The 25,697-nt window shown below is 69.2% G+C and carries 25 protein-coding genes and 1 tRNA gene; 4 read left to right on the top strand and 22 right to left on the bottom strand.

Going from position 1 to position 25,697, the window contains the following annotated elements; translation table 11 throughout:
• Positions 1 to 60: 60 nt before the first annotated feature.
• Positions 61 to 135 (bottom strand) — tRNA-Lys (locus CSW64_RS13935).
• 118 nt (positions 136 to 253) lie between these two features.
• Here CSW64_RS13935 and CSW64_RS13940 point away from each other — a divergent pair.
• Positions 254 to 850, top strand: coding sequence for a hypothetical protein (locus CSW64_RS13940; protein WP_099624252.1), 597 nt, complete (start codon positions 254 to 256; stop codon positions 848 to 850).
• A 6-nt stretch (positions 851 to 856) separates the two neighbouring features.
• Here the strand turns inward: CSW64_RS13940 and tgt are convergent, their stop codons facing one another.
• A complete protein-coding gene (tgt, locus tag CSW64_RS13945) occupies positions 857 to 1,969 on the bottom strand; it encodes a tRNA guanosine(34) transglycosylase Tgt (RefSeq protein ID WP_099622684.1) in 1,113 nt (370 codons plus the stop codon).
• 105 nt (positions 1,970 to 2,074) lie between these two features.
• Positions 2,075 to 3,166, bottom strand: a complete 1,092-nt coding sequence (gene queA / locus CSW64_RS13950) for a tRNA preQ1(34) S-adenosylmethionine ribosyltransferase-isomerase QueA (protein ID WP_099624253.1) — start codon at positions 3,164 to 3,166, stop codon at positions 2,075 to 2,077.
• Positions 3,167 to 3,266: 100 nt separating this feature from the next.
• Between queA and CSW64_RS13955 the strand changes: the two genes are divergently transcribed.
• Both CSW64_RS13955 and CSW64_RS13960 read left to right on the top strand, forming a co-directional pair.
• The gene (locus tag CSW64_RS13955) at positions 3,267 to 3,869 is read left to right on the top strand and encodes a hypothetical protein (protein ID WP_099622685.1); all 603 of its coding nucleotides are present in this window, start codon (positions 3,267 to 3,269) and stop codon (positions 3,867 to 3,869) included.
• Positions 3,866 to 4,927 (top strand): endonuclease/exonuclease/phosphatase family protein, encoded by a 1,062-nt coding sequence (locus tag CSW64_RS13960; RefSeq protein WP_245863703.1) that lies wholly within the window; start codon positions 3,866 to 3,868, stop codon positions 4,925 to 4,927. Before CSW64_RS13955 ends, CSW64_RS13960 begins: the two co-directional genes overlap by 4 nt.
• Here the strand turns inward: CSW64_RS13960 and CSW64_RS13965 are convergent.
• The 7 genes from CSW64_RS13965 to gyrA all read right to left on the bottom strand — a co-directional run bounded on the left by CSW64_RS13965 (position 4,924) and on the right by gyrA (position 12,046).
• The gene (locus CSW64_RS13965; RefSeq protein ID WP_099622686.1) at positions 4,924 to 5,484 is read right to left on the bottom strand and encodes an HD domain-containing protein; all 561 of its coding nucleotides are present in this window, start codon (positions 5,482 to 5,484) and stop codon (positions 4,924 to 4,926) included. The two genes, CSW64_RS13960 and CSW64_RS13965, sit on opposite strands and share 4 nt — an antisense overlap.
• Before the next feature lie 3 nt (positions 5,485 to 5,487).
• Positions 5,488 to 5,955: a peptidylprolyl isomerase gene (locus CSW64_RS13970; RefSeq protein WP_099622687.1), complete on the bottom strand. Its 468-nt coding sequence runs from the start codon at positions 5,953 to 5,955 to the stop codon at positions 5,488 to 5,490.
• Between the two features lie 5 nt (positions 5,956 to 5,960).
• Positions 5,961 to 6,797 (bottom strand): peptidylprolyl isomerase, encoded by an 837-nt coding sequence (locus tag CSW64_RS13975; RefSeq protein ID WP_099624255.1) that lies wholly within the window; start codon positions 6,795 to 6,797, stop codon positions 5,961 to 5,963.
• A 14-nt stretch (positions 6,798 to 6,811) separates the two neighbouring features.
• Positions 6,812 to 7,648 (bottom strand): peptidylprolyl isomerase, encoded by an 837-nt coding sequence (locus tag CSW64_RS13980; protein WP_099622688.1) that lies wholly within the window; start codon positions 7,646 to 7,648, stop codon positions 6,812 to 6,814.
• A gap of 72 nt (positions 7,649 to 7,720) precedes the next feature.
• Complete coding sequence (locus tag CSW64_RS13985; protein ID WP_099622689.1) at positions 7,721 to 8,743, bottom strand: hypothetical protein; 1,023 nt, start codon at positions 8,741 to 8,743, stop codon at positions 7,721 to 7,723.
• A complete protein-coding gene (coaD, locus tag CSW64_RS13990) occupies positions 8,740 to 9,234 on the bottom strand; it encodes a pantetheine-phosphate adenylyltransferase (protein WP_099622690.1) in 495 nt (164 codons plus the stop codon). The genes CSW64_RS13985 and coaD overlap by 4 nt, the downstream gene beginning before the upstream one ends.
• Positions 9,235 to 9,280: 46 nt before the next feature.
• Positions 9,281 to 12,046, bottom strand: coding sequence for a DNA gyrase subunit A (gene gyrA, locus CSW64_RS13995; RefSeq protein ID WP_099622691.1), 2,766 nt, complete (start codon positions 12,044 to 12,046; stop codon positions 9,281 to 9,283).
• 115 nt (positions 12,047 to 12,161) lie between these two features.
• Between gyrA and CSW64_RS14000 the strand changes: the two genes are divergently transcribed.
• Complete coding sequence (locus CSW64_RS14000) at positions 12,162 to 12,677, top strand: superoxide dismutase family protein (RefSeq protein WP_099622692.1); 516 nt, start codon at positions 12,162 to 12,164, stop codon at positions 12,675 to 12,677.
• Between the two features lie 9 nt (positions 12,678 to 12,686).
• Here the strand turns inward: CSW64_RS14000 and CSW64_RS14005 are convergent, their stop codons facing one another.
• The 12 genes from CSW64_RS14005 to CSW64_RS14060 form a co-directional block, all read right to left on the bottom strand.
• Entirely contained in the window at positions 12,687 to 13,610 is a 924-nt protein-coding gene (locus CSW64_RS14005) for a DMT family transporter (RefSeq protein WP_099622693.1), read from the bottom strand.
• A gap of 167 nt (positions 13,611 to 13,777) precedes the next feature.
• The gene (locus CSW64_RS14010) at positions 13,778 to 14,878 is read right to left on the bottom strand and encodes a serine hydrolase domain-containing protein (protein ID WP_099622694.1); all 1,101 of its coding nucleotides are present in this window, start codon (positions 14,876 to 14,878) and stop codon (positions 13,778 to 13,780) included.
• A gap of 100 nt (positions 14,879 to 14,978) precedes the next feature.
• Complete coding sequence (locus tag CSW64_RS14015) at positions 14,979 to 16,688, bottom strand: M61 metallopeptidase family protein (protein ID WP_099622695.1); 1,710 nt, start codon at positions 16,686 to 16,688, stop codon at positions 14,979 to 14,981.
• Positions 16,689 to 16,745: 57 nt separating this feature from the next.
• Entirely contained in the window at positions 16,746 to 17,255 is a 510-nt protein-coding gene (locus tag CSW64_RS14020; protein WP_099622696.1) for a single-stranded DNA-binding protein, read from the bottom strand.
• Positions 17,256 to 17,442: 187 nt separating this feature from the next.
• A complete protein-coding gene (locus tag CSW64_RS14025; protein ID WP_099622697.1) occupies positions 17,443 to 17,829 on the bottom strand; it encodes a hypothetical protein in 387 nt (128 codons plus the stop codon).
• Between the two features lie 32 nt (positions 17,830 to 17,861).
• Positions 17,862 to 18,527 carry a hypothetical protein gene (locus tag CSW64_RS14030; RefSeq protein ID WP_099622698.1) on the bottom strand — a complete coding sequence of 222 codons (666 nt, stop codon included), beginning with the start codon at positions 18,525 to 18,527 and terminating at the stop codon, positions 17,862 to 17,864.
• Positions 18,528 to 18,572: 45 nt separating this feature from the next.
• A complete protein-coding gene (locus tag CSW64_RS14035; protein WP_099622699.1) occupies positions 18,573 to 21,494 on the bottom strand; it encodes a hypothetical protein in 2,922 nt (973 codons plus the stop codon).
• A 73-nt stretch (positions 21,495 to 21,567) separates the two neighbouring features.
• The gene (pseH, locus tag CSW64_RS14040) at positions 21,568 to 22,122 is read right to left on the bottom strand and encodes a UDP-4-amino-4,6-dideoxy-N-acetyl-beta-L-altrosamine N-acetyltransferase (RefSeq protein ID WP_099622700.1); all 555 of its coding nucleotides are present in this window, start codon (positions 22,120 to 22,122) and stop codon (positions 21,568 to 21,570) included.
• A gap of 57 nt (positions 22,123 to 22,179) precedes the next feature.
• Positions 22,180 to 23,013, bottom strand: coding sequence for a flagellin (locus CSW64_RS14045; RefSeq protein ID WP_099622701.1), 834 nt, complete (start codon positions 23,011 to 23,013; stop codon positions 22,180 to 22,182).
• A 179-nt stretch (positions 23,014 to 23,192) separates the two neighbouring features.
• A complete protein-coding gene (locus CSW64_RS14050) occupies positions 23,193 to 23,477 on the bottom strand; it encodes a flagellar protein FlaG (protein WP_150131417.1) in 285 nt (94 codons plus the stop codon).
• Positions 23,478 to 23,600: 123 nt separating this feature from the next.
• Positions 23,601 to 24,431, bottom strand: coding sequence for a flagellin (locus CSW64_RS14055; protein ID WP_099622702.1), 831 nt, complete (start codon positions 24,429 to 24,431; stop codon positions 23,601 to 23,603).
• A 264-nt stretch (positions 24,432 to 24,695) separates the two neighbouring features.
• The gene (locus tag CSW64_RS14060) at positions 24,696 to 25,526 is read right to left on the bottom strand and encodes a flagellin (protein ID WP_099622703.1); all 831 of its coding nucleotides are present in this window, start codon (positions 25,524 to 25,526) and stop codon (positions 24,696 to 24,698) included.
• Between the last annotated feature and the right edge of the window lie 171 nt (positions 25,527 to 25,697).

Raw genomic sequence — 25,697 nt, forward strand, 5'->3', positions numbered from 1 at the left:
CCGTGCTCCCGGCCCAGGCCCGGACGAACTCCAGGCGTCGCGAAGATTGTCGGAAGAGAATGGTAGGCCGACTGGGATTCGAACCCAGGACCATTCGATTAAAAGTCGAATGCTCTACCACTGAGCTATCGGCCCGCCCGCGAAGCAGCCCGGGGCCGTTCGAAGCGGCGCGGACCATAGTGGGGGCGCTCGCGAGGGGCAAGCGCCCGCATCGCCTTTCCAGCGCCCAAAATGACAGTTTATGGTCATGGCCATGCGCACGACGCCCATCATCCTCCTGAGCTTGGCCCTCGGCGCCTGTGCGACGACCTCGCCGCCGCCGTCCGGCCGCATACAGACGACCGACGAGGTCAACCGCAGCGGCGTGGTCGGCGCGGCCAGTGCGCCGATGCGCGACCTCAATCTGCTGCGCACCAAGATCCCGACGGTCCTGCTCGATGCGCTGGACGATCCCTACGCCCGCCCCCAGCCCGCGACCTGCCGCGAGTTGATCGCCCTGCTCGAGCCGCTCAACGAGGCGCTGGGGGCCGACATCGACGAGCCGCCCTCGCCGGACGGGCGCGACCTGATCGACAAGGGCCGGGACGTCGCCTCCGACACCGCCTTCGGCATGATGGCCGGCGCGGCCCAGGACCTGATCCCGCTGCGCGGTTGGGTTCGGAAGCTGACCGGGGCCGAGCAGCACGACCGGCTGGTGCGGGCGGCGATCACCGCCGGCGGCATCCGGCGCGGCTACCTCAAGGGACTGGGCGAATCGCGCGGCTGCAATCCGCCGGCGACGCCAAGCCACATCCTGACCGAGATGCCCAAACCGGACCGCCGGACCGGACCGAAGTACCCGGTGAAGTAGCGGCGCCTACTTTCGCTGCCGATCCCGGAAGGCCTTGCGGAAGGCCTCGAACCGCCCCTCGGCGATGGCCGCGCGCATGGCGGCGGTCAGGGCCTGGAAGTGGGCGATGTTGTGCCAGGACAGCAGCACCTGCCCGAGAATTTCGTCCGATCGCACCAGGTGGTGCAGATAGGCCTTGGAATAGTCGCGGCTGGCCGGGCAGTCGCTCGTCTCGTCCAGCGGACTTTCGTCCTCGGCGAAGCGGGCGTTCTTCAGGTTGATCGGCCCGTCCCAGGTCCAGGCCTGCCCGTGCCGCCCTGAACGGGTCGGCAGGACGCAGTCGAACATGTCCACGCCGCGGGCTACGGCCTCGACCAGATCGATCGGCTTGCCGACGCCCATCAGGTAGCGCGGCCGGTCGGCCGGCAGCATCGCCGGCGCATACTCCAGCACCTCGACCATGCCTTCATGCCCCTCGCCTACCGCCAGGCCGCCGATGGCGTAGCCGTCGAAGCCGGTCTCGATCAGCCGTTCGGAGGATTCCCGGCGCAGGGTCTCGAACGTCGACCCCTGCTGGATGCCGAACAGCGCCTGGGTCTCGCGCTCGCCGAACGCCGCCTTCGACCGCGCGCCCCAACGGGCCGACAGCTCCATCCCCTCGCGGGCGCGCTGCTCCTCGGCCGGCCAGGCGACGCATTCGTCCAGCTGCATGACGATGTCGCTGCCCAGCAGGTCGGCCTGAATCTCGATCGAGCGCTCGGGGGTCAGTTTGTGCTTGGAGCCGTCCAGGTGGCTGGCGAAGGTCACCGCCTCCTCGGTCACCTTGCTGATCCCCGACAGGCTCATGACCTGGAAGCCGCCGCTGTCGGTCAGGATCGGCCTGTCCCAGCGCATGAACCTGTGCAGCCCGCCCAGGCGCTTCACCCGCTCTGCCGTCGGCCGAAGCATCAGGTGGTAGGTGTTGCCCAGGATGATGTCGGCGCCGGTCGCTTTCACCTGATCGACGGTCAGGGCCTTCACCGTACCGGCCGTGCCGACGGGCATGAAGGCGGGCGTGCGGATATCGCCGCGCGGGGTCCTCAGGACGCCGGTGCGGGCCGCGCCGTCGGTGGCTTTCAGTTCAAAGGGAAAAGCGGCCAATCTCTCATCCGTCTTCCCGGCGAAGGCCGGGATCCAGGTGAAGCCCGTCGATGCTCAGGATGTATCTGGGTCCCGGCCTTCGCCGGGATGACCGGAATTTGTGGGTCAGGCGCGGAATAGCAGGCTGCTGTCGCCGTAGGAATAGAACCGATACTCCGTGGCGATCGCATGCGCGTAGGCCTCGCGCATCTTCGCCTGACCGGCGAAGGCGCTGACCAGCATGAACAGGGTCGACTTGGGCAGGTGGAAGTTGGTCATCAGTAGGTCGGCTGCGCGGAAGCGGTAGCCCGGCGTGATGAAGATCGCCGTCTCGTCCGCCCAGGCGCGTACGACGCCGTCCTCGCCCGTGGCGCTCTCCAGCAGACGCAACGAGGTGGTGCCGACGCAGACGATGCGGCCGCCGTTCGCCCGCACCCCGTTCAGGGCGTCGGCGACCTCGGCGCTCACCTCGCCATACTCCGGATGCATCCGGTGCTCGGCGACGTCGTCGACCTTGACCGGCAGAAAGGTTCCGGCGCCGACGTGCAGGGTGACGAAATGCTGCGACACGCCCTTGTCGGCCAAGGCCTGCAGCAGTTCCGGCGTGAAGTGTAGCCCCGCCGTCGGGGCGGCGACCGAACCATCCTCACGCGCGTAGACGGTCTGGTAGTCGGTGCGATCCTGCTCGTCCTCGCCCCGCTTGGCGGCGATATAGGGCGGCAGGGGCATGTGGCCGCGGGTGTTGATGGCGATGTCGAGATCCGGCCCCGACAGGTCGAAGGCCAGCACGACCTCGCCGCCCTCTCCCTTCTCGGCCACCGTGGCGTCCAGATGCGTCAGATCGCAGGCCCGGTCCTCGCTGGCGCCGAAGCGGACCCGGTCGCCGACCTTCAGCCGCTTGCCCGGCCGCATGAAGGCGCTCCAGCGGCTCGGCGCCAGGCGCTTGTGCAGCGTCGCCTCCACCGCCACCGGCGAGCCGTCGCCGCCGCCCTCGGAACGCCCCTCGCGCAGACCGTCGAGGCGAGCCGGAATCACCCGCGTGTCGTTGAACACCAGGGCGTCTCCGGCCCGCAGCAGCGACGGCAGGTCGCCGACCGTCAGGTCCTCAAGCGGCGCGCCGGGCCGCACCGCCAACAGCTTCGCCGACTCGCGCGGCGTGGCCGGACGCAGAGCGATGAGGTCCTCGGACAGGTCGAAATCGAAGTCGGAAAGACGCATGGCGGCCGCCAATCGCCACCACAGCGCCGCCACGTCAAGCGCGCGATGGACAACGGCGTTCAGGATGGCGATGTTGCGCCGCCCAACCAAGGAAGCCTTCATGCGTCCCGTCCTCGTCGCGCTGGCCGTCAGCGCGCTGGCTCTGACCGCCGCCTGCAACCGCAAGTCCGAGACAGCGGAAGCGCCTGCGCCCGCCGCCGCGCCACCCCCGGCGCCGGTCGCGCCCGAACCGGCCGTCGAGGCGCCCGGCGGCTTCCAGCATCAGGCGAAGTTCGACGCCTCCGGCTACTACATGGCCGAAAACATCCAGACGGGCGCCTATCGCCTGAACCACATCGCCATCGGCGCGCCGAGCGACTTCAGCCAGTGGGAACAGGGCAAGCGCGCCTCGGTGTTCGGGCCGATCCTGTTCCAGTTCGACGACCTCAACAGCCCGACCGTGACCAATGAGATGGGCGGCGAGGCGCATGCCGTCACCGTCCGCCTGCTGCCGGAGGCCTACAGCGTCGCGCCGGGCAAGATGACCTTCAAGGGCAGCGATCCGAAACTGGGCCAGGTGCTCTTCAGCGGGACCTTCGACGAGGCCGCCTTGGCTCAAGCCAAGGCCGAGGGCGCCAGCACCGGGCCGGTGTTGCGGGGCGTGCTCAAGGTCGGAAACGCGCCGGCCCGTCCGGTCGCGCTCAACTACTTCGTCGGCGAGTGAGCCCGTCCTCGCCCCGCCGGCGGCGATCGGCCGGCCGCCCCGCTCAGAAGCGGGCGCAGCCCGCGCCTGGTCCCCTGGGCGGCCTTCTCGCCATCCTTGCCGAGCTGGTCCGCGCCGGCGCCCTGCTGCTGGCTGCTGCGTGCGCCCTCCTGGCGCTGGCGGCGCAGGGCGGTCGCTTCAGCGACCGGCTGGACGCCATCACGCACGTCACGCCGATCCTGTTGACCGGCGCCGTCCTCGCCGTGGCGGCCTGGCTGGTCGCGGGGCGCCGCGGAGCGGCCACGCCCGTCATGGCGGCCGTCGCCGCCGTCGCCTCGCTGGCCCTGATGGCGCCGGAGCTCCTCACCCGCCAACAACGAACGCTGGCGCCGGCCGTCGAGGGCTCCATCAAGGTCGTCCAGTTCAATGTCTGGGGCCGCAACCGCGACGCCGAGGCCACCGCGCGCTGGCTCTCCGCCCAGAAGGCCGACGTGATCGTGCTGGAAGAAGCCTTCGCCCGCTCCGGCGGCGTCGTCCGCGCCATCCGCGCCGACTATCCCTACGCCTCGACCTGCGACGATCCCTATCCCTGCTCAACCGTGATCCTGTCCAGGCGCCGGCCGATCGCCGAGGGCGGTCTGGAAGGCCCGCACCGCGCCCGTCTGAAGGGGGCCTGGGCTACCTATCGCACGGCCGACGGCCCCTTCACGGTGGTCGGCGTGCACTACACCTGGCCCTGGCCCGCCGGACCACAGCAACAGCAGACCCTGCGCCTGGCCAAGGCGATCGAGCCCTTTCCCAAGGACCGCCTGATCGTCGCCGGCGACTTCAACTCGACGCCCTGGTCCTTTTCCCTGAAGCGGCAGGACGCCCTGTTCGGCCTGGAACGCCGCACCCGGGCGCTGTTCAGCTGGCCGGCGGGAGTCTTCTCGCGTCTCGGACTAGCCCTGCCCTTCCCGGTGCTGCCGATCGACCACATCTATGCCGGACGCGGATGGGCCACCGCAGCGGTGTCGAGGGGCCCGAAGCTCGGATCGGATCACTATCCGGTGGTGGTTGAACTGACGCCGCGCCGCTAGGCGGACAGGCCGGCCAGTTCGCGGTTGATGTTGGCTCTGGCGCGCGCCTCCAGCCGATCGCGGAAGGCCGGATCCGGATAGATCGCCTCGGCGTCCAGGAAATGCCGCATGACCCGGGCGCGGCCGGCGCGGAACAGATCGTCCGGGACGTGCCGATACTCGTGGCGGACGCCCGCCGCATAGGCGTCGTAGGCCTCGGGCTCGCCGCCGAGCACCGCCAGGTCGATCGACACCAGCAGCGCGCCCAGACGATCGCCGGGCGGGACGACATGTCCTTTGGTCAGCAGGATCAGCCGCGCGACCTCGTCCGCCGAAGCGGCGTCCTCGCCCGTGGCCAGGAGGTCCCGCCGCGCCATCTCGGCGCTGGCCTCCTCATTGTCGGAGCGGGTCGGGTCGTACACGGCGTCGTGCCACCAGATGGCGTATTCGAGCAGCCGCCGGTCCCGGTCCGACAGATCGGACTGCCCGGCCAGCAGAGCCAGGCAGTCCTCGATGTGCGACCGCGCGTGATAGCGCCGATGCGGCTGCGCGTAGGCGGCCTCCAGCGCGGGCGTCATGGCTTACGCGTCCGCGGCGACCTTCATCGACACGATCTTGCCGGGCTGGCGCGGCGGCTCGCCCTTGGGCAGCGCATCGATGTGGTCCATGCCGTCGACGACCTCGCCCCAGACGGTGTACTGGCCGTCCAGGAAGGTCGCGTCGTCGAAGCAGATGAAGAACTGGCTGTTGGCCGAGTGCGGATAGCTGGTCCGGGCCATCGAGCAGACGCCGCGCAGGTGCTTGGCGTTGCTGAACTCGGCCTTCAGGTCCGGCTTGTCGGAGCCGCCCGAGCCGGTCCCGGTCGGGTCGCCGCCCTGGGCCATGAAGCCAGGGATGACGCGGTGGAAGACCACGCCGTCGTAGAAGCCCTCGCGGGTCAGTTCCTTGATGCGCTCGACGTGGCCGGGGGCCAGGTCGGGGCGCAGCTTGATCGTGACCGGGCCGGTCTCGGTGGTCAGGATCAGGGTGTTTTCGAGGTCGTCGCTCATGGGGGTTATTTCACTTCCACGGGAATGTTCACGTCGCAGAGCGAGAAGTCCGCGCCCTTCGCCTTGCGGACACGGTCGATCTCGCCCTTGAACCACTGGCCGGCCGGGTCGATGACCCGCACGGTCGGCCGTTCGGAGGCGGGTATATCGGATAGAACGCGCACGCGGTCCATCCGGTCCTGCGGCGCCGGCACGGGTTCGCCGGTCTTGAAGCCCCGCACCACGTCCAGGCCGCTGATCACCCGGCCGAAGGCGGTGTAGCGCTTGTCCAGCGACATGTAGGGCTGGCGCATCAGGAAGAACTGGCTGTTGGCGCTGTCCTGCTCCTCGGCGCGGGCCATGCCGACGACGCCCGGGCAGTAGGTGCCCCAGGCCGCCACCTTCTTGTCGCCGGTGGCGGTGGTCCAGCTGATGTCCTGGCTGATCACCGGCAGGCTCTTGAGGAACCCCTCCTCCGTGCCGGACGGCCCGGCGGCGCGGACGAAGGCGGTCTGGGCGTCGCGGCGGAAGGTGAACTCGGCCTTGAGGTTGGGCAGATCGCTTTCGCCCTCTCCGCTGTCCTTCGGGTCGCCGGTCTGGGCCATGAAGCGGTCGATGACCCGGAAGAAGGTGCGGCCGTCGTAGGTTCCCTTGCGCGCCAGGGTCTTCAGCCGCTCCACGTGGCCGGGGGCGACCTCCGGGACCAGTTCGACGATCACCCGTCCCCTGTTGGTGTCGATCACCAGCACGTCGCCGGGATTGGGCGTCCGCCAATCGGCGGCCTTGGGCGCCGGCGCCGCGGTGGCGTGCGACGCCGCCGCGGCGAAGGTGGCGACGGCGGCGGTCAGGACGGTCCAGCGCATCGGGCCTCGCATGGTCAGCCGATCTTGGCGGGGATTTCGATGGCGCAGGGGTCGACGCGGCCGTCGGCGCCGCGGGCCTTGTCGATCAGCGCCTTGAAGGCCGGGCCGCGGGTGTCCATCACCTGGATCTTCGGGCGCTGGGCGGCCGGGATGTCGGCCAGGACCTTGACCGACTTCATCACGTCGCGCGGCGGCGCGACCGGCTCGCCGGTCTTGATGGCGACCACCACGTCCTGGCCCGAGATCACCCGCCCCCAGGCCGTGTACTGGCCATCGAGCGAAGCGTACGGGCCGCGCATGAAGAAGAACTGGCTGTTGGCCGAGTTGGGGTTGTTCGAGCGGGCGGCGCCCATCACGCCCTGGCAGAACAGGCCCCAGGCCGGCGCCTTGCCGTCGACCGAGATCATCATCTGCATGCTGGGCGCGCTGCGCACCGGCACCACGCCGACGAAGCCGACCTCGGTCGCCTGGGGCACGGCGTTGTCCGCGGGCAGCTTGGCCGCCTCGACGAACGGGACCGAGGCCCCGCGGCGGAACGGGAACTCGGCCTCGAGGTCGGGCAGGTCCGAGCCGCCGGTGCCGTTGTTCTGAGGGTCCCCGGTCTGGTCCATGAACCCTTCGATGACACGGAAGAATTCGAGCCCGTCGTAGAAGCCCTTGCGCGCCAGGGTGCGGTAGCGCTCGACGTGGGCCGGGGCCACGTTCGGCTCCATCTCGACGATGATCCGGCCCTTGTTGGTCTCGACGACCAGGATGTTCTCGGGATCGGGAGTGCGCCAGTCGGACGGCGTCTGAGCGGCCGCGGGCGCGGCGAGCGACAGGAGAACGATCGCGGACAACGCGGACTTCATGGCGAACCTTCTGATGAGACACCCCTGTCGCCTGGGTAGAACGCCGGGCGCGGGTTCACAAGCCTCGGGTGATCAGTCCCGCGCCTCGAACGCGCCGACGGTCCAGCGCGCCAGTCGCCAGCGGCCGTCGGCGGACCGCGTCCAGTCCTGACGAAAGGGCGCGACCTTCATTCCCTTGGTGGTGTCGAGCACGATCTGGCCCGTCGCCCGGGCCTGCACATCCGAACGCGCCTCGACGCCAAGAAGCCCTGCGAAGGCGGTGTTCGGGCGCATCAGCGCGCCGCGCGCCTGGGGATCGCGGTCGGCCGCCGTCATCCAGAACCGATCGACCGCCTCTCGCCCACGCGCCGGCGGCTTGTCCGGCCATTCCAGGACGGCGGTCGCCTCAAGCCAGTCGCCTGGCGGGATTCCCAGCGGAGACCCATCGCGCAACGGCGAACGATTCCAGCTGTTGGCGACGTCGGCGGCTGCCGCCCGACGCGTCTCGCCGAGTCGCAGGCAGGCCCGCAGAATGAAGGCCGGGATGTAGTCGTAGGGCTCCGGCTCCAGGCGTTCGCACCCGGGCAGATTGTTCGCCGCCGCCAGTGACAGCGCCTGCGCGGCGCCCGCCAGGTCGTCCGGCGCGCAGGTGTCGCGGAACCGCTCGGTGACGCCGTTCGGCCCGATCACCTCGATGGCGAAGGTCCAGGTGTGCAGGCAGACGGCCTGCGGGTCATAACCGCCAAACGGCCGAGACGCGACGGCCAGCGCCGTCAGCTTCGCGGCCGCCTCGCGCGCCGCCTCGCCGGCCGGCGTCGGCGGCAGGGGCGCGGCGTCCGGCTCGCCGATCTCGACCATCGCCGGTCCGCCCGCGCGGCTAAGGACGCCGACCAGGGGCAGGTAGCGGTCATGGCCATCGATGGTGAACACCCGCACGCCCTCGACACCCTTCGCCGCCAGGCTCTCGGCGTCCGTCGTGCGGAACCGCTTCAGGGTCGCCCTCGGCGTCCCGTCAGGACATTCGGCGCGATCGAGGCCGCAGTAGATCAGTGATCGCGGCTCCGGAGATGTCGGCGCTCCGGCCAGCAGGGCCGCCGCGAGCGCCGCGCCGATCACGCGCGCCCGACCTTCAGCAGCAGGCGTTCAGCGACGCCGGGCGTGACGAACTTGCTGATGTCGCCGCCCAGGATGGCGATTTCCTTGACCAGCCGCGAGGCCACGGCCTGGTGCCGCGGGTCGGCCATCAGGAACACCGTCTCGATCTCGCGGTCGAGCTGCTGGTTCATGGCCGTCATCTGGAACTCGTACTCGAAGTCGGCCACGGCTCGCAGACCCCGGATGATGCTGCTGGCGTGGACCTCGCGGGCGAAGTGCATGAGCAGGCCCTTGAAGGGGCGCACCTCGATCTCGGCGACCTTGTTCAGGTGGGCGGTCTCGTCGCGAATGATGGCGACACGTTCCTCCAGGCTGAACATCGGGCCCTTGCCCTCGTTGATCGCCACGCCGATGACCAGCTTGTCGACCAGCTTCACGGCTCGGCCGATGATGTCCAGATGGCCGTTCGTGATCGGATCGAACGTTCCCGGATAGAGTCCAACTCTCTGCACCCAAGACCCCTTCTTGCGCCGCGACCCGGCGCAAGCCAGGCCTCACCTAGGTTTCGGGAGTCTCCTCGCTCCCTTCGTCGTCGCTTTCGTCGCCGCTTTCGGCCGAAGCTTCAAGCCTTTCCACGCTCACGACATGCTCATCCTGCGCCGTGCGGAAGACGATGACGCCCTGGGTGTTGCGCGCGGCGAGGCGGATTCCGCTCACCGGGCAGCGGATCAGCTGCCCCGCGTCGGTGACCAGCAGCAGCTCGTCGGCGACCTCGACCGGGAAGCTGGCGACCAGACGGCCGCCCTTGCGGGTCAGGTCCTGGGCCAGCAGGCCCTGGCCGCCCCGGCCTGTGCGGCGGAAGTCATAGGCGCTGGTGCGCTTGCCGATGCCTTCGGACGACAGGGTGAGGATGACCTCCTCCTGCGCCTGCAGTTCGGCGATGCGTTCCGGCGTGAGCTCGGCGTCGCCGGCCTCTTCCTCGTCGTCGGCGGGGGCGGCGGAAGCCTCCTCCTCGCCCTCGGCGCTTTCGGCCCGCAGGCGCGCGCGCTCGTACTTGAGATAAGAGGCGCGTTCGGCCGGGGTGGCGTCGACGCCGTGCAGGATGGCCATCGACAGGGCCTGATCGCCTTCGGCCAGGCGAATGCCGCGCACGCCGGTGGAGTCGCGTCCGGCGAAGACCCGGACCTCGCCGACCTCGAACCGGATCGCCCGGCCCAGGGCCGTGGTCAGCAGCACGTCGTTAGCGGGCGTGCAGAGGCCGACGCCGATGATGCTGTCGCCCTCATCCAGCTTCATGGCGATCTTGCCGTTGCGGTTGATCTGGGCGAAGTCGCTGAGCTTGTTGCGGCGCACGTTCCCCGAGCGAGTGGCGAACATGACGTCCAGGTTGCTCCAGGTCGCCTCGTCCTCCGGCAGCGGCAGGATCGAGGTGATGCTCTCGCCCTGCTCGATCGGCAGCAGGTTCACGAAGGCCTTGCCGCGCGAGGTCGGGGTGCCGACCGGCAGGCGCCAGACCTTCAGGCGATAGACCTTGCCGCCAGAGGTGAAGAACAGGACCGGCGCATGGGTCGAGGCCGAGAAGACGCGCGTGACCGCATCCTCGTCCTTGGTCGACATGCCCGAGCGGCCCTTGCCGCCGTGACGCTGCGAGCGGTAGGCCGCCAGCGGGGTCCGCTTGACGTAGCCGCCATGGGTCACGGTGATGACCATGTCCTCGCGCGGGATCAGATCCTCGTCCTCGAGGTCGCCGGCGCCTTCCACGAACTGGGTGCGGCGCGGAATGGCGAAGCGCTCGCGCACCTCGACCAGCTCCTCGCGAACGACGGCCATAATGTTGGCGCGGTCGCTGAGCAGCTCCAGCAGGCCGGCGATCGTGCCGGCCAGGGCGCTGGCCTCTTCCATGATCTCGTCGCGGCCGAGGCCCGTCAGGCGGGACAGGGTCAGGGCCAGGATGGCGCGAGCCTGCTCGTCCGACAGCCGCACCTGGTCGCCGTTGGTGATGACGGTGCGCGGATCGGCGATCAGCTCGATCAGGGGCATCATGTCGCCGGTCGGCCAGTCCCGCGCGCAGAGCCGCTCTCGCGCCTCCGAGGGGTCGGCCGAACTGCGGATGATGTGGATGAACTCGTCGATGTTGGCGACGGCGATCGCCAGGCCGACCAACACATGGCCGCGGTCGCGCGCCTTGTTCAGCTCGAACTTGGTCCGGCGGACGACCACTTCCTCGCGGAAGTCGATGAAGGCGCCGACCATCTCGCGCAGCCCCATCTGCTGGGGCCGGCCGCGGTTCAGCGCCAGCATGTTGTAGCCGAAGCTGCTCTGCAGGGCGGTGAAGCGGTAGAGCTGGTTCAGGACCACGTCGCCCTGGGCGTCGCGCTTCAGCTCGACGACGATGCGCATGCCTTGGCGGTCGCTCTCGTCGCGGATGTCGGAGACGCCCTCGACCTTCTTGTCGCGCACCAGTTCGGCGATGTGCTCGACCAGGCTGGCCTTGTTCACCTGGAACGGGATGGCCGTGACGATGATCGCCTCGCGATCCTTGCGGATCTCCTCGACCGAGGCGACCCCGCGGATCAGCACCGAACCGCGGCCGGTCATCAGGGCGTTGCGCGCCGCCGTGCGGCCCAGGATCTCGCCGCCGGTCGGGAAGTCGGGGCCGGGGACGATGTCCAGCAGTTCGTCCGTCCCGATCTCGGGGTTGTCGACGTAGGCCAGGCAGGCGTCGACGACTTCGCCGAGGTTGTGCGGCGGGATGTTGGTCGCCATGCCGACGGCGATGCCGCCGGCGCCGTTGACCAGCAGGTTCGGAATCCGCGCAGGCAGGACGGTCGGCTCTTCTTCCTTGCCGTCGTAGTTTTCCTGGAAGTCGACGGTGTCCTTGTCGATGTCCGCCAGCAGCGCCATCGCCGGGTGCGCCATGCGCGCCTCGGTGTAACGCATGGCCGCCGGCAGATCCCCGTCGACCGAACCGAAGTTCCCCTGACCGTCGATCAGGATCAGGTTCATCGAGAAGTCTTGCGCCATCCGCGCCATGGCGAAATAGACCGACTGGTCGCCGTGCGGGTGGAACCGGCCCAGAACGTCGCCGACCACGCGCGCCGACTTCGAGTAGGCGCGGTCGGGCGTCATGTTCAGGTCGTGCATCGAGTAGAAGATGCGCCGGTGCACGGGCTTGAGACCGTCACGCACGTCGGGAAGCGCCCGGCTCACGATCACGCTCATGGCGTAGTCGAGATAGCTGCGCTTCAGCTCGTCCTCGATGGCGATGGGGGCTACCGCCCCGCGCCGTCCGTCTTCCGGAGGGGTCGTGTTTTCGTCGGTCAAGTGCGGGATTTTGCTATCAGAATCGGACACAAAACGTCCGTCTGCTAGTTAACATCTGGAACCCCCGGACGCCACCTTTCGGCGCCGTTTCGCCGCTTACCAGGAGACTGCCATCATGCGTTTGATTCCTTTGGCCTTTGTCGTCGCCGCCATCGCCCTGCCCGCCCTCGCCGCCCCGGCCTCGGTGACCGTGGCCCTGAAGGGCCCCAAGGGCGAGGACATGGGAACGGCCGTGGTCACCGAGGGGACCAAGGGCGTCCTGGTGCGCGTAGAGGCCAAGGGCCTGACGCCGGGCTGGCACGGGCTGCACTTCCACGAGAAGGCCGACTGCTCCAGCGCCGACTTCAAGTCGGCCGGCGGCCATGTCCATGACGCCACCCCCGTGGTCCACGGCTTCCTGGCCGAAGGCAGCAATGACGGGGGCGACCTGCCCAACATCTGGGCCGGCGCGGACGGCGTGGCCAAGGCCGACGTGTTCTCGACCTTCGTGGAGCTGGGCGAAGCCCACTCGCGCCCGAGCCTGAAGGACGCCGACGGTTCGGCCATCGTCATCCACGCCAAGGCGGACGACTACGCGAGCCAGCCGATCGGCGGCGCCGGCGACCGCGTCGCCTGTGGCGTGATCAAGTGAGGGGCGTGATCAAGTAGGATCGACCCGGCTACGGGCGGCCGCAGCGGCGGCCGCTCGTCGCTCCGACAGGGCGACCAGGGCGACGCCGACCAGGGTCGCTCCGCCTCCAAGGGCCAGGTTGAGGGTCATATGGTCGCCCATCAGCCCGATGCCCAGGCCGCAGGAGACCAGCGGCGTCAGCAGGAACCATGGCGTCACGCGCCCCGCTTCCCGCCTCTGCACCAGCCAGAACAGCAGCGCCGTCGCGCCGACGGTCGAGGCCAGGGCCGCGAACAGCACCGTGCCCCAGACCAGCCAGCTCGCGTCGGCCATCGCCCCGACCACGTCGCCCTCGAAGGCGAACGAGGCGCCCAGCAGGATCGGCGCAGCGACGACCGAGGTCATCGCCTGCATCTTCAGCGGCGGCACGCCCGGCATCCGGCGCACGAACACCGTCCCCAGGGCCCACAGGGCGCTCGCCAGCAGGCCGATAGCGATCCCGGGCAGGTCGCCGGCCCCTTTCGGGTCCAGGCTCATCCAGGCCACGCCCAGGAAGGCGATGATCATCCCCGCCAGGGCTGATCGTGTCATGGTCTCCCCCAGGACCCGCCAGGCGAAGAAGGCGGTCATCGGGATCCAGAGCTGGAGGGCGACCACCATCGGACTCAGGTTCTCGATCATCGAGAAGCCCCAGTAGATCAGGCCAAAATGCAGTGGGCCGATCATCAGGATGATCGGCAGCACCTGCCGAAGCGGCGGGAACGGCGGCCTCAGGAACGGCCACAGCACCAGCAGGGCGATGCCGAAGCGCAGGCCTCCGACCAGCAGCGGCGGCAGGGCGCCGGTCGCCACCTTGGCGGCGGCGTTGTTGATCCCCCAGACCAGGATGATGACCGCGATGGCGGCCCATTCGATGGGGGCGAAAGGCGTCCGGGAGGCGGGGGAAGCGGTCACCCGGCGCTCTTCGCACGAGGCGGGGATCGAGCGAAAGACCCGCGTCGGTCAAACCAGGTTACCGACTGCGAGCAGGCGCGTCCGGCGGCCGCCTCAGTCGCACGACAAGCCCGACGCCGCGCTGAAGGCGGTCCCCGACAAGGGCGGCGTGGTCGGCGAGGGCCGCCCTAAGGCGCGCGCTCCTGATCGAGCGGCAACCGCTCCTGGATGCTGTCGACCAGCTTGCGCGACCAGACGCCGTCCGCGCTGCCATTGGCCAGATAGACGATGACGTAGCGTTCGCTCAGGTCGCCCTTGAACAGCAGCCGCACCCGCAGCTTGGCGGCGCCGTCGTGGCCGACCTCGCGCCAGGCGCCGGCCTCGCCGTAGTCCCAGCCGCTCGCGAAAAAGCCGGTGTTCCCGTTGGCGAAGGCGTGCGGGCGCCAGAGCTCCACGAGCCTGGCGGGCGGGACCAGACGCCCGGCGGCGAGGGCGTCGAGGAAGACGGCCAGATCGGCGGCCGTCGCATAGCCGTCGGCGTGGGATTGGGCGTAGACCGGCCAGGCGATGGGCGGCGCAGGCGCGATCCGTCCGTTCTCGCCCTGATAGTCGGCGGCCAATCGGTCGTCCGGGACGCCTTGGCGGCCGAGCCAGACGTTCTTGAGCCCGAGCGTGTCGACGATCCGCTCCCGAACCAGGTCGCCGTAGGACTTGCCCGTCACCGCTTCGAGAACGGCGGCGAGAACCAGATAGTTGGTCTGGGTGTAGCGCGTCTTCGTGTCGGCGGGCTCGACCAGCGGCTTGCCGTCCAGGGCCGCAAGCGCGGCCTCGCGGGTCGAGGGGAATGGCCTGGAGAGATCGGCCGGATCGAAGTATTCCGGCGCGCCCGACACATGGTCCAGGAACTGGCGGACCGTGATGGCGCGCCAGGCCGGCGGCAGGGTCTGGACATAGCGCGCGGCCGGCGCGTCGAGGTCCAGCCGGCCGGCCTCGACTTCCTGGAAGAGAAGGACGCTGGCGAACAGCTTGCTGACCGAGAAGACGCCGAAGACCGTGTCCGGAGTCACCGCTCCGCCGCCGTCGATCCGGCGCATCCCGGCATAGCCCTCGTAGATCGTCCGGCCGTTGTGCGTGACCACGACGGCTTGCGCCGGAATGCCGTGCTCCCGGGCGTTGGCGGCGACGATCGCGTCGAGCTCGGCCCGGGACGGCGGCCCCTCCTGGGCGGCGCAGGCGGTCGCCATGCCGAGCAACGCGACGCAGAACAACGCCAGCCGGACCCTACCCATGCTCCGGCCCCTCCCCGCGGCCTGCTCTCGGACTCGATCCGACACTAGCCGATCTTGAGCGCGCTTGAAGCCGCCCGCGAGCGCGACCAGCCGGCTGGGTTCAAGCGAGGCCGGACAGCAGCCGACGACAGCCTTCGCGGTCCTCGGGGTCCATGTCTGAGCGAAGCTCGAACCTCTGGAAGCGCACGCGCGCCCTGCCCTCCGGCCGGTAGGTCACCACGCGTTGGGAGCTGTCCGGCTCGACCACGCGGTAGGTCAGCGGCGTCTGGCTGTCGCGGGATGGGATCTCGCTGATCCGGATGCGGTCGCCGTCCTTCAACCCGGCCCGCGCGGCGGGTCCGTCCGGGACAAGGCCGACAATCCGACGGCCATTGCGGAAAGTGGCCTCCAGATCGAACCCTCGCTCGAAGACCGGCTGCTCGGTCCAGACGATCCGGCCACAACGGGCGAACAGGTCGGCGGGCAGCTCGATCCGCCGTCCCGCCTCGACATGGGCGACGATGTCCGACCGCAGATCCTCGCCGCCGGCCTTCAGGACCGCCAGAGGAAACAGCTCGTTGGCCGGGATGCGGCGGCCCGCGACCTCGTTCGCGCGCGCCATCGACCGCTGCGTGCGCAGCACGGCGTCGAGGCCGATCCGCCCCTTCGACGCCGCGCGAAGACGACGGTCCCACAGGATCGCCAACAGTCGCCCCCGGTCGTAGGGCAGCTTGCCGACGTCGAAATCGCTGCCGCGCCTTTCCTGGATGACCCGGTTCGGCGCCTCGGCGACCGGCGAGAGGCCGTAGCGCAGCAGCGACTCGTTCAGGTCGGCGGCGAAGTCCTCAAGCGTCCAAAGACGCGCCCGCAGCAGGGCGCGGGCCGCGACCGCCTCCGTGAATCCCTCGTTGAACCAGGCCGACAGGTTGTCCTCGGTCTCGGGAAAGCCGCCGAGCTGACGGGAAATCCAGGCATGGACGTGCTCGTGAGCGAAGATGCGTCGGAAATCGCGCAGGTCCGCGTCCGCCCCGGCGACGACCAGGAACCCGCCGGCCAGTCCGCGTCCCCCGAAGTCGCCGCCGGACAACTGCAGCACCGGCACGAACATCCGTTGCGGTCGGTCGCCCCAATAGGCGAAGTCGGCCGCGAACACGCTGAGCATCAGATCGGTCGCAAGGGCAGGCGACATCCGCCAGCCTGCCTCGCGGTAGTAGAGGTCCAGCCCGGCGTCCGCCCTCCTGGCCTTCGCCAGCCGCCAGCCCTTGCCGCCGAGCAGGAAGGCGTCCTCCACGGCGGAGACCGTGGCGCCCTGCCCGACATTCGAGACGCCGATCCATTCCGGCGGCAGGGCGGTCCAGCGAAGGACGACGGGGGTCGCCGCGCGCCCGGCCGGACGCGCGAGCACGGCGTCGCCATGGCCGGCGAACCAGTCCGACTGCAGCAGCGGTCGGAACGGCTGGCCGTCGGGAACCCTGTCGTAGCCGCTGATCACCCGATACGAGACCGTGATCGGGGCGCCCGCGGCGTGCCGAACCGTGACCGCGCCGGGAGCGTCGGCCGCCGCCTCGCCGCCGTCGATCGCGATGGCCTCGAGATAGGGCGCGCGCTCGCCGTCGGCGACCCCGCCCGTCGGGAGGAGGACCAGGGTCTCGCCGTCCAGGTCCCCCCGGAACGACAGGGCGACCTTGAGCGCCTCCAGCCTGCCGTCCCGCAGCACCGGCGCGAGCTCATACTCCACCGGGACGCGCTCGGGACGCGACGAGGCCTGCACGGGCGCCGTGGAGACCCCGCAGACGAACAGCAGACACGCAAACAGCAGGCGCAGAACCATTCCCCCGATCGACCGGACGGTCGCCAAGGACCGTCCAACGGCCTTCGCGTCTCGTGCTTAGAACGGGATCTCGTCGTCCAGGTCCGCCGAGAAGTTCTCACGCGGGCCGGACGGCTGGCTGCGACCGCCGCCGCTGGAGCCGCCGAACGAACCGCCGCCGCCCGAGTAGCCGCCGCCGAAGTCGCCGTCGTCGCGCATCGCGCCGCCGCCGTCGCCGCGGCCGCCCAGCATGGTCAGCTCGCCGCGGAACTTCTGCAGCACGATCTCGGTCGAGTACTTCTCCTGGCCCGATTGGTCGGTCCACTTGCGGGTCTGCAGGGCCCCCTCGATGTAAACCGTCGAGCCCTTCTTCAGGTACTGCTCGGCGACCTTGACCAGGTTGTCGTTGAAGATGACCACCCGGTGCCACTCGGTGCGCTCCTTGCGCTCGCCCGAGGCGCGGTCGCGCCAGGTCTCGGAGGTGGCCAGCCGCAGATTGGCGACCCGGTCGCCGGAGTTCAGGGTGCGGATTTCGGGATCGGCGCCCAGGTTGCCGACCAGAATGACCTTGTTGACGCTGCCCGCCATGGGGTTCTCCTCACGCCCGGCGACCGATGCCCGCTCTCGAGGCCTGACGATCAGGCCTCCGGGCCGCGCCGGAATCTGACCCGCAGGTTTAGCGGGCGTTAACGAATGGCGGAAGCATGTTCACACAATGTTCCTGTGTGCAAGTGGCGAAATCCTGAAGGACCTCGCCACAGGCCGGCGCCGGTCCCTACTGGACGGCGCCCGGCATGATCAGGCGGCCGTCGCCCGAACGGACCAGCATCAGATACTCCGTGCCGCCCCACTTCTGGGCGCGGTAGATGCCGTCGCGGCGCAGCATGATGAAGCTGCCTTGATAGGCCCCGGCCATCTCGCGGGTCTGGCCGCCCATGCGCAGGAAGCGCAGCCGCATGCCCTCGAGCTGCGCGGCGCAGTTCTCGATGTTGGGCATGTTGCGGGCGACGACGTTGAACTGATGCGTTCCGTCGGTCTTGGTGCCCACGTGGTAGCAGACGCCGGTATCCAGCGGCGCCTCGAGCGTGGGCTTGCCGCAGGCGGCGAGCGCGACGGCCGAGACGGCGAGAACGGCGGTGACGGCGGCGATCCGGAGGGTCATGCGGGCGAGCCTATGCGGGCGTGGGGACCGGCTCAACCCACCGGCGGGATAGCGCAGTTGGCGCCCTGGTCGACCAGGGTGCGGAACCGGCGATTGTCGTTCGAGATCTCGACCCGGTCCTTGACCAGGCGCAGGGTCTGTTCGCCCCAGCGGCCGTAGGTCGCGCCGCCGCGCTTTTCGCACTGGCCGCTGAACAGGGTCTGGACGCAGCCGTTGAGGTCCATCGATCCTACCGTCGACCAGGCCCCGCCCGCATAGCGCAGGCAGGCCGAGCCGGCGGTCGGCGCGGCGGTCGGCGCCGTGTGCTCGACGACGGCCGGCGCGGGCGTCGCGACGACCTCCTTGGGCGGCAGCGGCGCCAGGATGGTGCCGGCCACGTCGGCGGCGGCCAGAGCTCCGGTCTCGTCGACGCCGACGTCCAGCGCGCCGGTGGCGACGCCATTGCGCTTGGCGCAGTCGGCCAGGGTCACCTCGCCGACGAACTGGCCCGCCACGAAACAGCGGATCGGACGGGAGGCGTCCAGCTTGGTGTCGTCGTCGCGGCCGGTCTCGACCACCAGACCGCCCTGAGAGGCCGGCGGCGGCTTATCGGAACCCTTGTCGCCCCGCATGATCGAGACGGCGATGAGGGCGCCCAGGAGCAGGGCGACCCCGCCTCCGATGGCGAGCACGATCCGGCGGTCTTTCAGCAGGTCCATGTCATCCCGCTAACCTGCGTCCTTGACGCTTTCAAGTCCGCGAGATCAGCCGCCCCCGGTGAGGCGATCGAGCGCCGCCTGATAATTGGCGATCTGGTTGGTCAGATAGGCCGGCGCCGCCCCGCCCGCGCCGGGCTGGGCCTTGACCTCGGGCTTCGCCGCCGCCTCCAGCGTGCGATAGGCGTCGCGCACCTTGGTCATGCTCTTGGCGAGCGCGGCGATGGCGGCCTTGATCCCCGTCTCGCTCTTCAGGTCGAGATCGGCCGGCAAGCCGATTCCAAAGACCGGTCCGCCGCCGTCGGCCGAGACGCTCTTGCCGGTCTTCTTGTCGATGACGGTGTTGCGCACCACGCCCGGCGTCAGCCCAAGGGCTTCCAGGGCGTCGGACCCGCCCTTCCCCGGCAGGACCTCGACGGAGGCGCTGTTCGAGGACGGCGTCAGCTTCAGCCGCCGGAACTCGCCGTCGGTCACCACCTCGACCTTCACCTTGAAGCCGCCGATGCGCTTGATCTTGTCCGCCAGGGTCTGGAGCGTGTCGTCAGCGGCGATGGTGATCGTGCCCAGCTTGCCGCCCTCCGCCGTGCGGATCTGGAAGCTGTCGCCCGCGCGCACCGAGCTGGCGGCGACGATCTTCTGGGAGTCGGCGTACTGCAGCGTCCCCTTGGGCAGGCCCAGCTTGTCGAGCGCCGTCGCGCCGCTGACGTCGACGGCGATCGAGGTCGCGGTGGCCATGCCGTCCTTGCCGGTCAGCCGCTGGACCTCCGAGGTCCCCGCCCCCAGGTCGAGCTTGGCCAGGTAGCCGTCCTTCTTGGAGATCGCCGTCGCGCCCGGCTGGTCCTTGCTGGCTCCGCCCGCGATCCAGACCTTGCCGCCGGCCACCGTCATGGCCGACACGGTATCGTCCCCGGTTCCGCCGAAATACATGAGCTTGTCGCTGGAAGTGTTCGTCAGATCAGCAGAAAACCGCGCAGCGAAGGCGTCCAGTCCGCCGGCGTAACCGCTGCCCGTTCCGCCCCCGACGCCGAGGCTGCCGTTGCGGGTCGAGCCGGCGATCACCAGCTGACCGTTGTCCAGGCCCAGGCCGGCGATGGTCCCGCCCATCAGGTCGCCCAGGTCGCGGACGCCGCCGGCCGTGACCGTCGCCGCCGAGCTGTAGGTCGTGGTCGTCACCTTGGCCGGATCGGTCCCGCCATTGTGCGCGCCGTAGTCGACCGAGGTGGAGTTCGAGGTCCCGCCGGTGGTCGTGGTGGTCGTCACGTTGGTGGCGCCGTTGTTGTCGGTGCGGACGACCGTGGTGGTGGTCGGCTCGACATTGAAACTGCGCAGCACGCCGCGACCGCTCTCCGTTCCGGCCACGGTCACGGTGCTCCCGTTGACGACGATGCCGCTGATGCTGTCGTCGCCGGCGGTGCCGAACTGGGTGGTGAACAGCGTCTTGGGAACGCCCTTGGCGTCCGGGGCCACCGCCGTCAGGTAGCTGTCCCACTTGCCCGACATGCCGCCGGTCGCGCCGGGCAGACCCGACTTGGTGCGGCCGGCGACATAAACCACCCCGCCAGGCCCAAAGGCCACCTGGGTCGCCTCGTCCTCCGCCAGCGCGCCGCGGCGCTGGGTCCACATCTCGTCGCCGGCGGCGTCGAAGACGGTGACGAAGCTGTCGCTCTTGCCGCTCTTGGCGTCGGAGTTGATCGGGCCGTTGGTCGCGCCGTTCAGACCGCCGGTGACGCTGCCCGCGATAGCGACGCGGCCGTCGTCGGCGATGCTCATCGCCAGGCCCGTGGCCTGGTCCGCAGCGCCCAGCGTGCGGGCGTACATCAGCTTGCCGGTGCTGTCGTAGCGCAGGACGGCGACGTCCTTCTCGCCCTTCACCGTCTGGCCGTCGACCGAGGTGGCCACGTCGGCGAGCACGTAGAGAGAGCCGTCCGGGCCGGTCTTGCTGGCCCGCACCTTCGAGATCGTCCCCTCCAGGGTCGAGGACGAGATTCGCGAGCCTTCGGCGCCGACGACCGAACCGTTCAGCTTGATCAGGCCGGTCTCGAACTTGCCGTCCTCGGTCTTGCTGTTCTTGTCGGGGTCAGGATCGCCGGCGTAGGTGGTGACGTAGACCGCCGGCTGGCCGCCGGTCGCCGAGAAGGTCACCTGTTCGGTCGAGTCGCCGCTGATCTTGAAGTTGTAGTTGTCGGCCAGGGCCGGCAGCTTGACGGTGCTGCCCCCCACCTTGACCTCGCGCGGCGTGCCCGGCGTCCGTTCGACGCTGAAGCGGGTCTGCAGGCCGGCCGCCTGGAGCTTCTCGTTGATGAACGACGACACCCCGCCCATCGTGCGCGGGCCGGTCATCTGACTCAGGTCGATCTCGATGTCGTGCGTGGCCTTGCCCCGCTTGATCGACATGGTGAACTTCACGTCGCCCTGGAAGGCCGCGACCGGATCGGTCTGGGCGCCCGTGTGCAGGGTTCCGGTCTTGTAGCTGTTGATCGTCCGCGGAACGCCGACCGCGGACTTGTTGCTCAGCATCGTGTCGCCGCGGGTGATCCGCATGTCCTCGAGCTTGAGCTTGTCGACGTAGCCGGTGATCTCGGCCATGCCCTTGGCGAACACCGCGGCCAGCCGGGCCTTCTCGGTCGCCGAGACGCCCTTGGCGTTGGCCCGCTCGGCGACGCCGTTCAGAGCGTTCAGACCCTGGTAGAGCGAGAACAGCTTCTTGTAGTCGACGCTCGCGCCCGGCAGGTCGAGCTGAGCGCCGTCCTCATTGATGAAGCGCTTGCCGGCCAGCGCCGCCTTGACCAGTTCGCTGGCCTTGGCCGCGGTCGACTTGGTGTCCCAGGGGGGCGTCGGAGCGTACTTGACCTTGCCGTCGGCCCCGACCGTTCCGCCCTTGGGCGGAGTCGCGCCGGCGCCCAGCCCGGAGAGACCGGACCGCGCCTGGTAGAACCCAAGCAGGACGCTGCTGTCGAAGTTGACGGCCATCGCTTTCCCGTTGCGGGCTTCCCGCGCGCGACACCTTGCCGGACAAGGGCTGACAGGGTGTTAAGATGGATGACTAGGCGGCGATGAGCCCCGCCTGCGAAAGACCCCGTCGGGCGGTCGGCGCGAGCTCGGCCCACTCCTCCGAGAGGATGCCGAGCATGACCACGTCACGCGGCGCCGCGTCCTTCAGAACGTGGCCGCGCAGATAGCCCTCGCGCTGGAAGCCGGCGCCGGTCATGACCTTCAAGGCGGCGTCGTTGTCCGCCATGACCTCCGCCCAGACCTTGTGCAGCTTGAGGTCGCCGAAAGCGCGGTCGAGGCCCAGCACCTGGGCGGCGCGGCCAACGCCCCGCCCCCGAGCGTCGCTGTCGCCGACAAACCAGTTCCAGCCGGCTCGCCGATGATGCCCGGTCAGCCCGGTCAGGGTCAGCAGGCCGGACGGCCGCCCGCCGCGCTGGATCATCCAGCCGCGCATGTCGGGGTCGCTCGCCAGTTGATCGAACCAGGCGCGATGCGCCTCGCGATCCGACACCTCGGCGTCGGACATCCAGCGCGCGACCTCCGGCTCGCTGCGCCAGAGGAACAGGCGCTCCTCGTCCTCGGGAAGAAGATCCCGCAACTCGATCATTCTGACGCTCCGCCCCCTTCGAGAGCACCACCACTAAGGCGCCAATGTGACGCCCGATCAGCCCTTGAAGAGCGACAGGACGATCTGCGGCGCGGCGTTGGCGATCGACAGCGCCTGGGCGCCCAACTGCTGCTGGACCTGCAGGGCCTGCAGTCGCGCGCTTTCCTTGGCCAGGTCGGCGTCGACGAGGTTGCCGATCCCCGAGTTCAGGACGTCGGTCAGCTTGGTGACGAACTTGTTGTGGGTCTCGATCTGCCGCGCCTGGGCGCCCAGGTCGCCGAGCGCCTGGTTCACGCGCGAGATCGACGTGCCCAGTTGCGTGGAGATGGCCGTGGCCAGCGTCGCGCTCGTGATCGACGAGGTCGCCGTCATCGAGATCAGCGTGTTGCCCAGATTCATGTTCTTGGCCGACAGCGTCACGTAGGAGTTGGCGTCGGCGTTGGCCAGGAAGCGGATCCCCGCGCCCAGCGAATTGTCCAGGATGTTGGCGCCGTCGAACTCAGCGTCGTTCACGACCTGCTGAATCTGGCGAAGCAGCGCCTTGTAGTCCGAATCGAGCGCGGTGCGGGCCACGGTGTCGAGCGACGGGTCCATCGCCGCGGTGACCTTCTCCTTCATCTGCAGCAGCAGGTCGGAGACCGTCTCGCCGGCGGACATCGCCACGTCGGCGATCGATTGCGCCCGGTCGAGGCTCATCTTCACCGCGCCCAGCGCGCCGACGTCGGCCCGCTGCGCCTGGGCGATGCCCCAGACGGACGCGTTGTCCTTGGGACCAGAGATCTTCAGGCCGGTGCTGATGCGGTTCTGCGCGCCGGCGAGCTGATCGTTGGTCTTGTTCAGATTCTGCAGCGCGAGCAGCGCTGACTGGTTCGTGTGGACGCTGATCGCCATGGGTTTCTCCTCGCAAGGCGCTTCGCAACTTGGCGACTCACCCAGCCGCCCCACAGGAGAAGCTGGCGGGAGAAAGTGTTCGTATGGTTAACGCGTATAAACCATGATTACCGCCGCCCTTCCGGGCGTCGGCGTAGCGGGCGGAAGCCCGATGCGGCGCGGGCCGCTATGCGGAGCGGTCAGCTCCGGGTGTCGGCGATCTCGCCGGGTTCGTAGGTCGGCTGATCCTTGAGCCGCAGCACCTCCTCGCGGGGGAGCTGACGCACGACTTCGCCGGTGCGGCGGTCGAGGGTCTTGTAGACGATGGCCCCGCTGGCCTCGTCCTCCTCGATCACCAGGCGCAGATCCGCGGCTTGCGGAGTCTTCGCCTCGGCGGGACGCGCGACCTCGGCGGCGCGGCCGGGCGTCGGAAGCTGGAAGGCTCCCTGTCCGGCGATCGACGACGTAGGTGCGATGTTCTTCATCTCTCCAGACGCCGGCCGTTCTGGCGCGGCGTTCCTCTGAGGGCGCGAACCGCGGAGACGCGAACGCCTCCGCCGCCGCGACGGGAGGCGAGCGGCCGGAGCCGCCCGCCTCCGCGAGACGCCTTACCGGAACAGGCCCAGCAGGGACGAGGTCGACGAGTTGGCGATCGACAGAGCCTGCACGCCGAGCTGTTGCTTGGTTTGCAGGGCCTGCAGTCGGGCGCTTTCCTTCGCCAGGTCGGCATCCACCAGGTTGCCCACGCCGGCGTCCAGGCTGTCTTGCAGCTTGCCGACGAAGGTCAGGTGCATTTCCAGCGCCTTGGCGCCGGTGCCGAGCTTGGCCAGGGCCGCGCCGACGTTGGTGATCGAGGTGCCGACGGTGGTGATCAGCGCGGCGGCCGAGGTCGCCGAGTTGAACGAGGCCGCGGCGGCCACGGTCACATTGGAGCCGCCCAGAGCGAGCGACTGGGCCGCGACCGTGATCTTCGAGGTGCCGTCGGCGTTGGCCAGGGCCGTGATGGTGTTGCCCGAAGCCTTGATCATGTTGGCGCCGTTGAAGTCGGCGTTGGTGACCGACTTGGCGATCTGGTCGCGCAGGGCCTTGAAGTCTTCGTTCAGAGCCGTGCGGGCCGCGGTGTCGAGCGTCGTGTCCGAGGCGGCCAGGACCTTTTCCTTCATCTGCAGCAGCAGATCGGAAACGGTCTCGCCGGCGGCGATCGCGACGTCGATGGTGGATTGGCCGCGCTGGAGCGAGTCCTTGACGGCGTTCAGAGCCTGGGACGTGCCGCGCTGGTTCTGGGCGATGGCCCAGATGGCGCCGTTGTCCTTGGCCGAAGCAACCTTCTTGCCGGTGTTGATGCGGCCTTGAACGTTGTTCAGTTCACTGTTGGTGGCGTTCAGGTTCTGCAGGGCGACGAGCGCGCCCGAGTTCGTGTTAACGCTGTTCAGCGCCATGACGATAGGTCCCTTTCAGGTGTCCGGCGTCATTTTGACGGCCGGGGGCGTTTTGCCCGTCCTGGTAGGAAGCAATCGCCGGGCCACTCCAGGGCCGGGCACAGGGCGGCATAAGCCCCTGAAAAACCTACGTTATATGTGCGTTAAGGGTGACTCGGCTCGGCAATTTTTGCCGAGCAGCGGGCATGGTGGGCAAACCCTTCCCATCAAGGCATGGGAAAAGGCTGCCGGGCGAAGAGGTCAACCTTCGCCCGGCTTCGCGGCCTACCGGAACAGCGACATCAAGGTCTGCGTCGACGAGTTCGCGATCGAGAGGGCCTGGACTCCGAGCTGCTGCTTGGTCTGCAGAGCCTGAAGCTTGGCGCTTTCCTTCGCGAGATCCGCATCGACCAGATTGCCGACACCGGCGTCGAGGCTGTCCTGCAGCTTGCCGACGAAGGTGATGTGCATCTCGAACGCTTTGGCCTTGGTGCCGAGGCGCGCGAGCGCGGCGCTGGTGTTGGTGATGGAGTTCCCGACCGTGGTGATCATCGCCGTGGCGGCGGTCGCCGTGCCGATCGTGCCGGTGGCAGTCACAGTCACGATGCCCCCCGCCAGGGCGAGCACTTCGGGAGCGACGGTCAGCTTCGAAGACCCATCCGCGTTGGCCAGGGAGGCCTGGGCGGTGGCGCCGGTCTTGATGAGGTTGGCCCCATTGAACTCGGCGTTCGTCACAGCCTTGGTGATCTGGTCACGCAGGGCCTTGAAGTCTTCGTTGAGCGCAGACCGCGCCGCCGTGTCGAGCGTCGTATCCGACGCCGCCAGGGCCTTCTCCTTCATCTGCAACAGCAGGTCTGAAACGGACTCCCCGGCCGCGATGGCGACGTCGATGGTCGACTTCCCGCGATCCAGAGACTCTTTCACCGCATTGAGCGACTGCGACGTGGCGCGCTGGTTCTGAGCGATCGCCCAGATAGCGCCGTTGTCCTTCGCCGAAGCCACCTTCTTGCCGGTGTTGATCCGTCCTTGAGTTGTCGTGAGCTCCGTGTTGGTCGCGTTGAGGTTTTGGAGCGCGATCATCGCGCCCACGTTCGTGTTCACCGAATTGGCGATCATCGGTTGGTCCTTCCATTCTGGTCGGGGAGTGTTCCGGCTTTTGCCAGCTGGGCGTTTCTCGCCCGCGCGAGGCCTCGCAAGCGCCGGGCCAGCGGAGCGCCGTTACGCCGACCTGGAAGGCGCTGATTCCATGCGGTTTTCGGAAACGAGAAAGGCGCGCCCCGAAGGACG

It is taken from the genome of Caulobacter mirabilis (assembly GCF_002749615.1).
Classification (GTDB): Bacteria; Pseudomonadota; Alphaproteobacteria; order Caulobacterales; family Caulobacteraceae; genus Caulobacter; species Caulobacter mirabilis.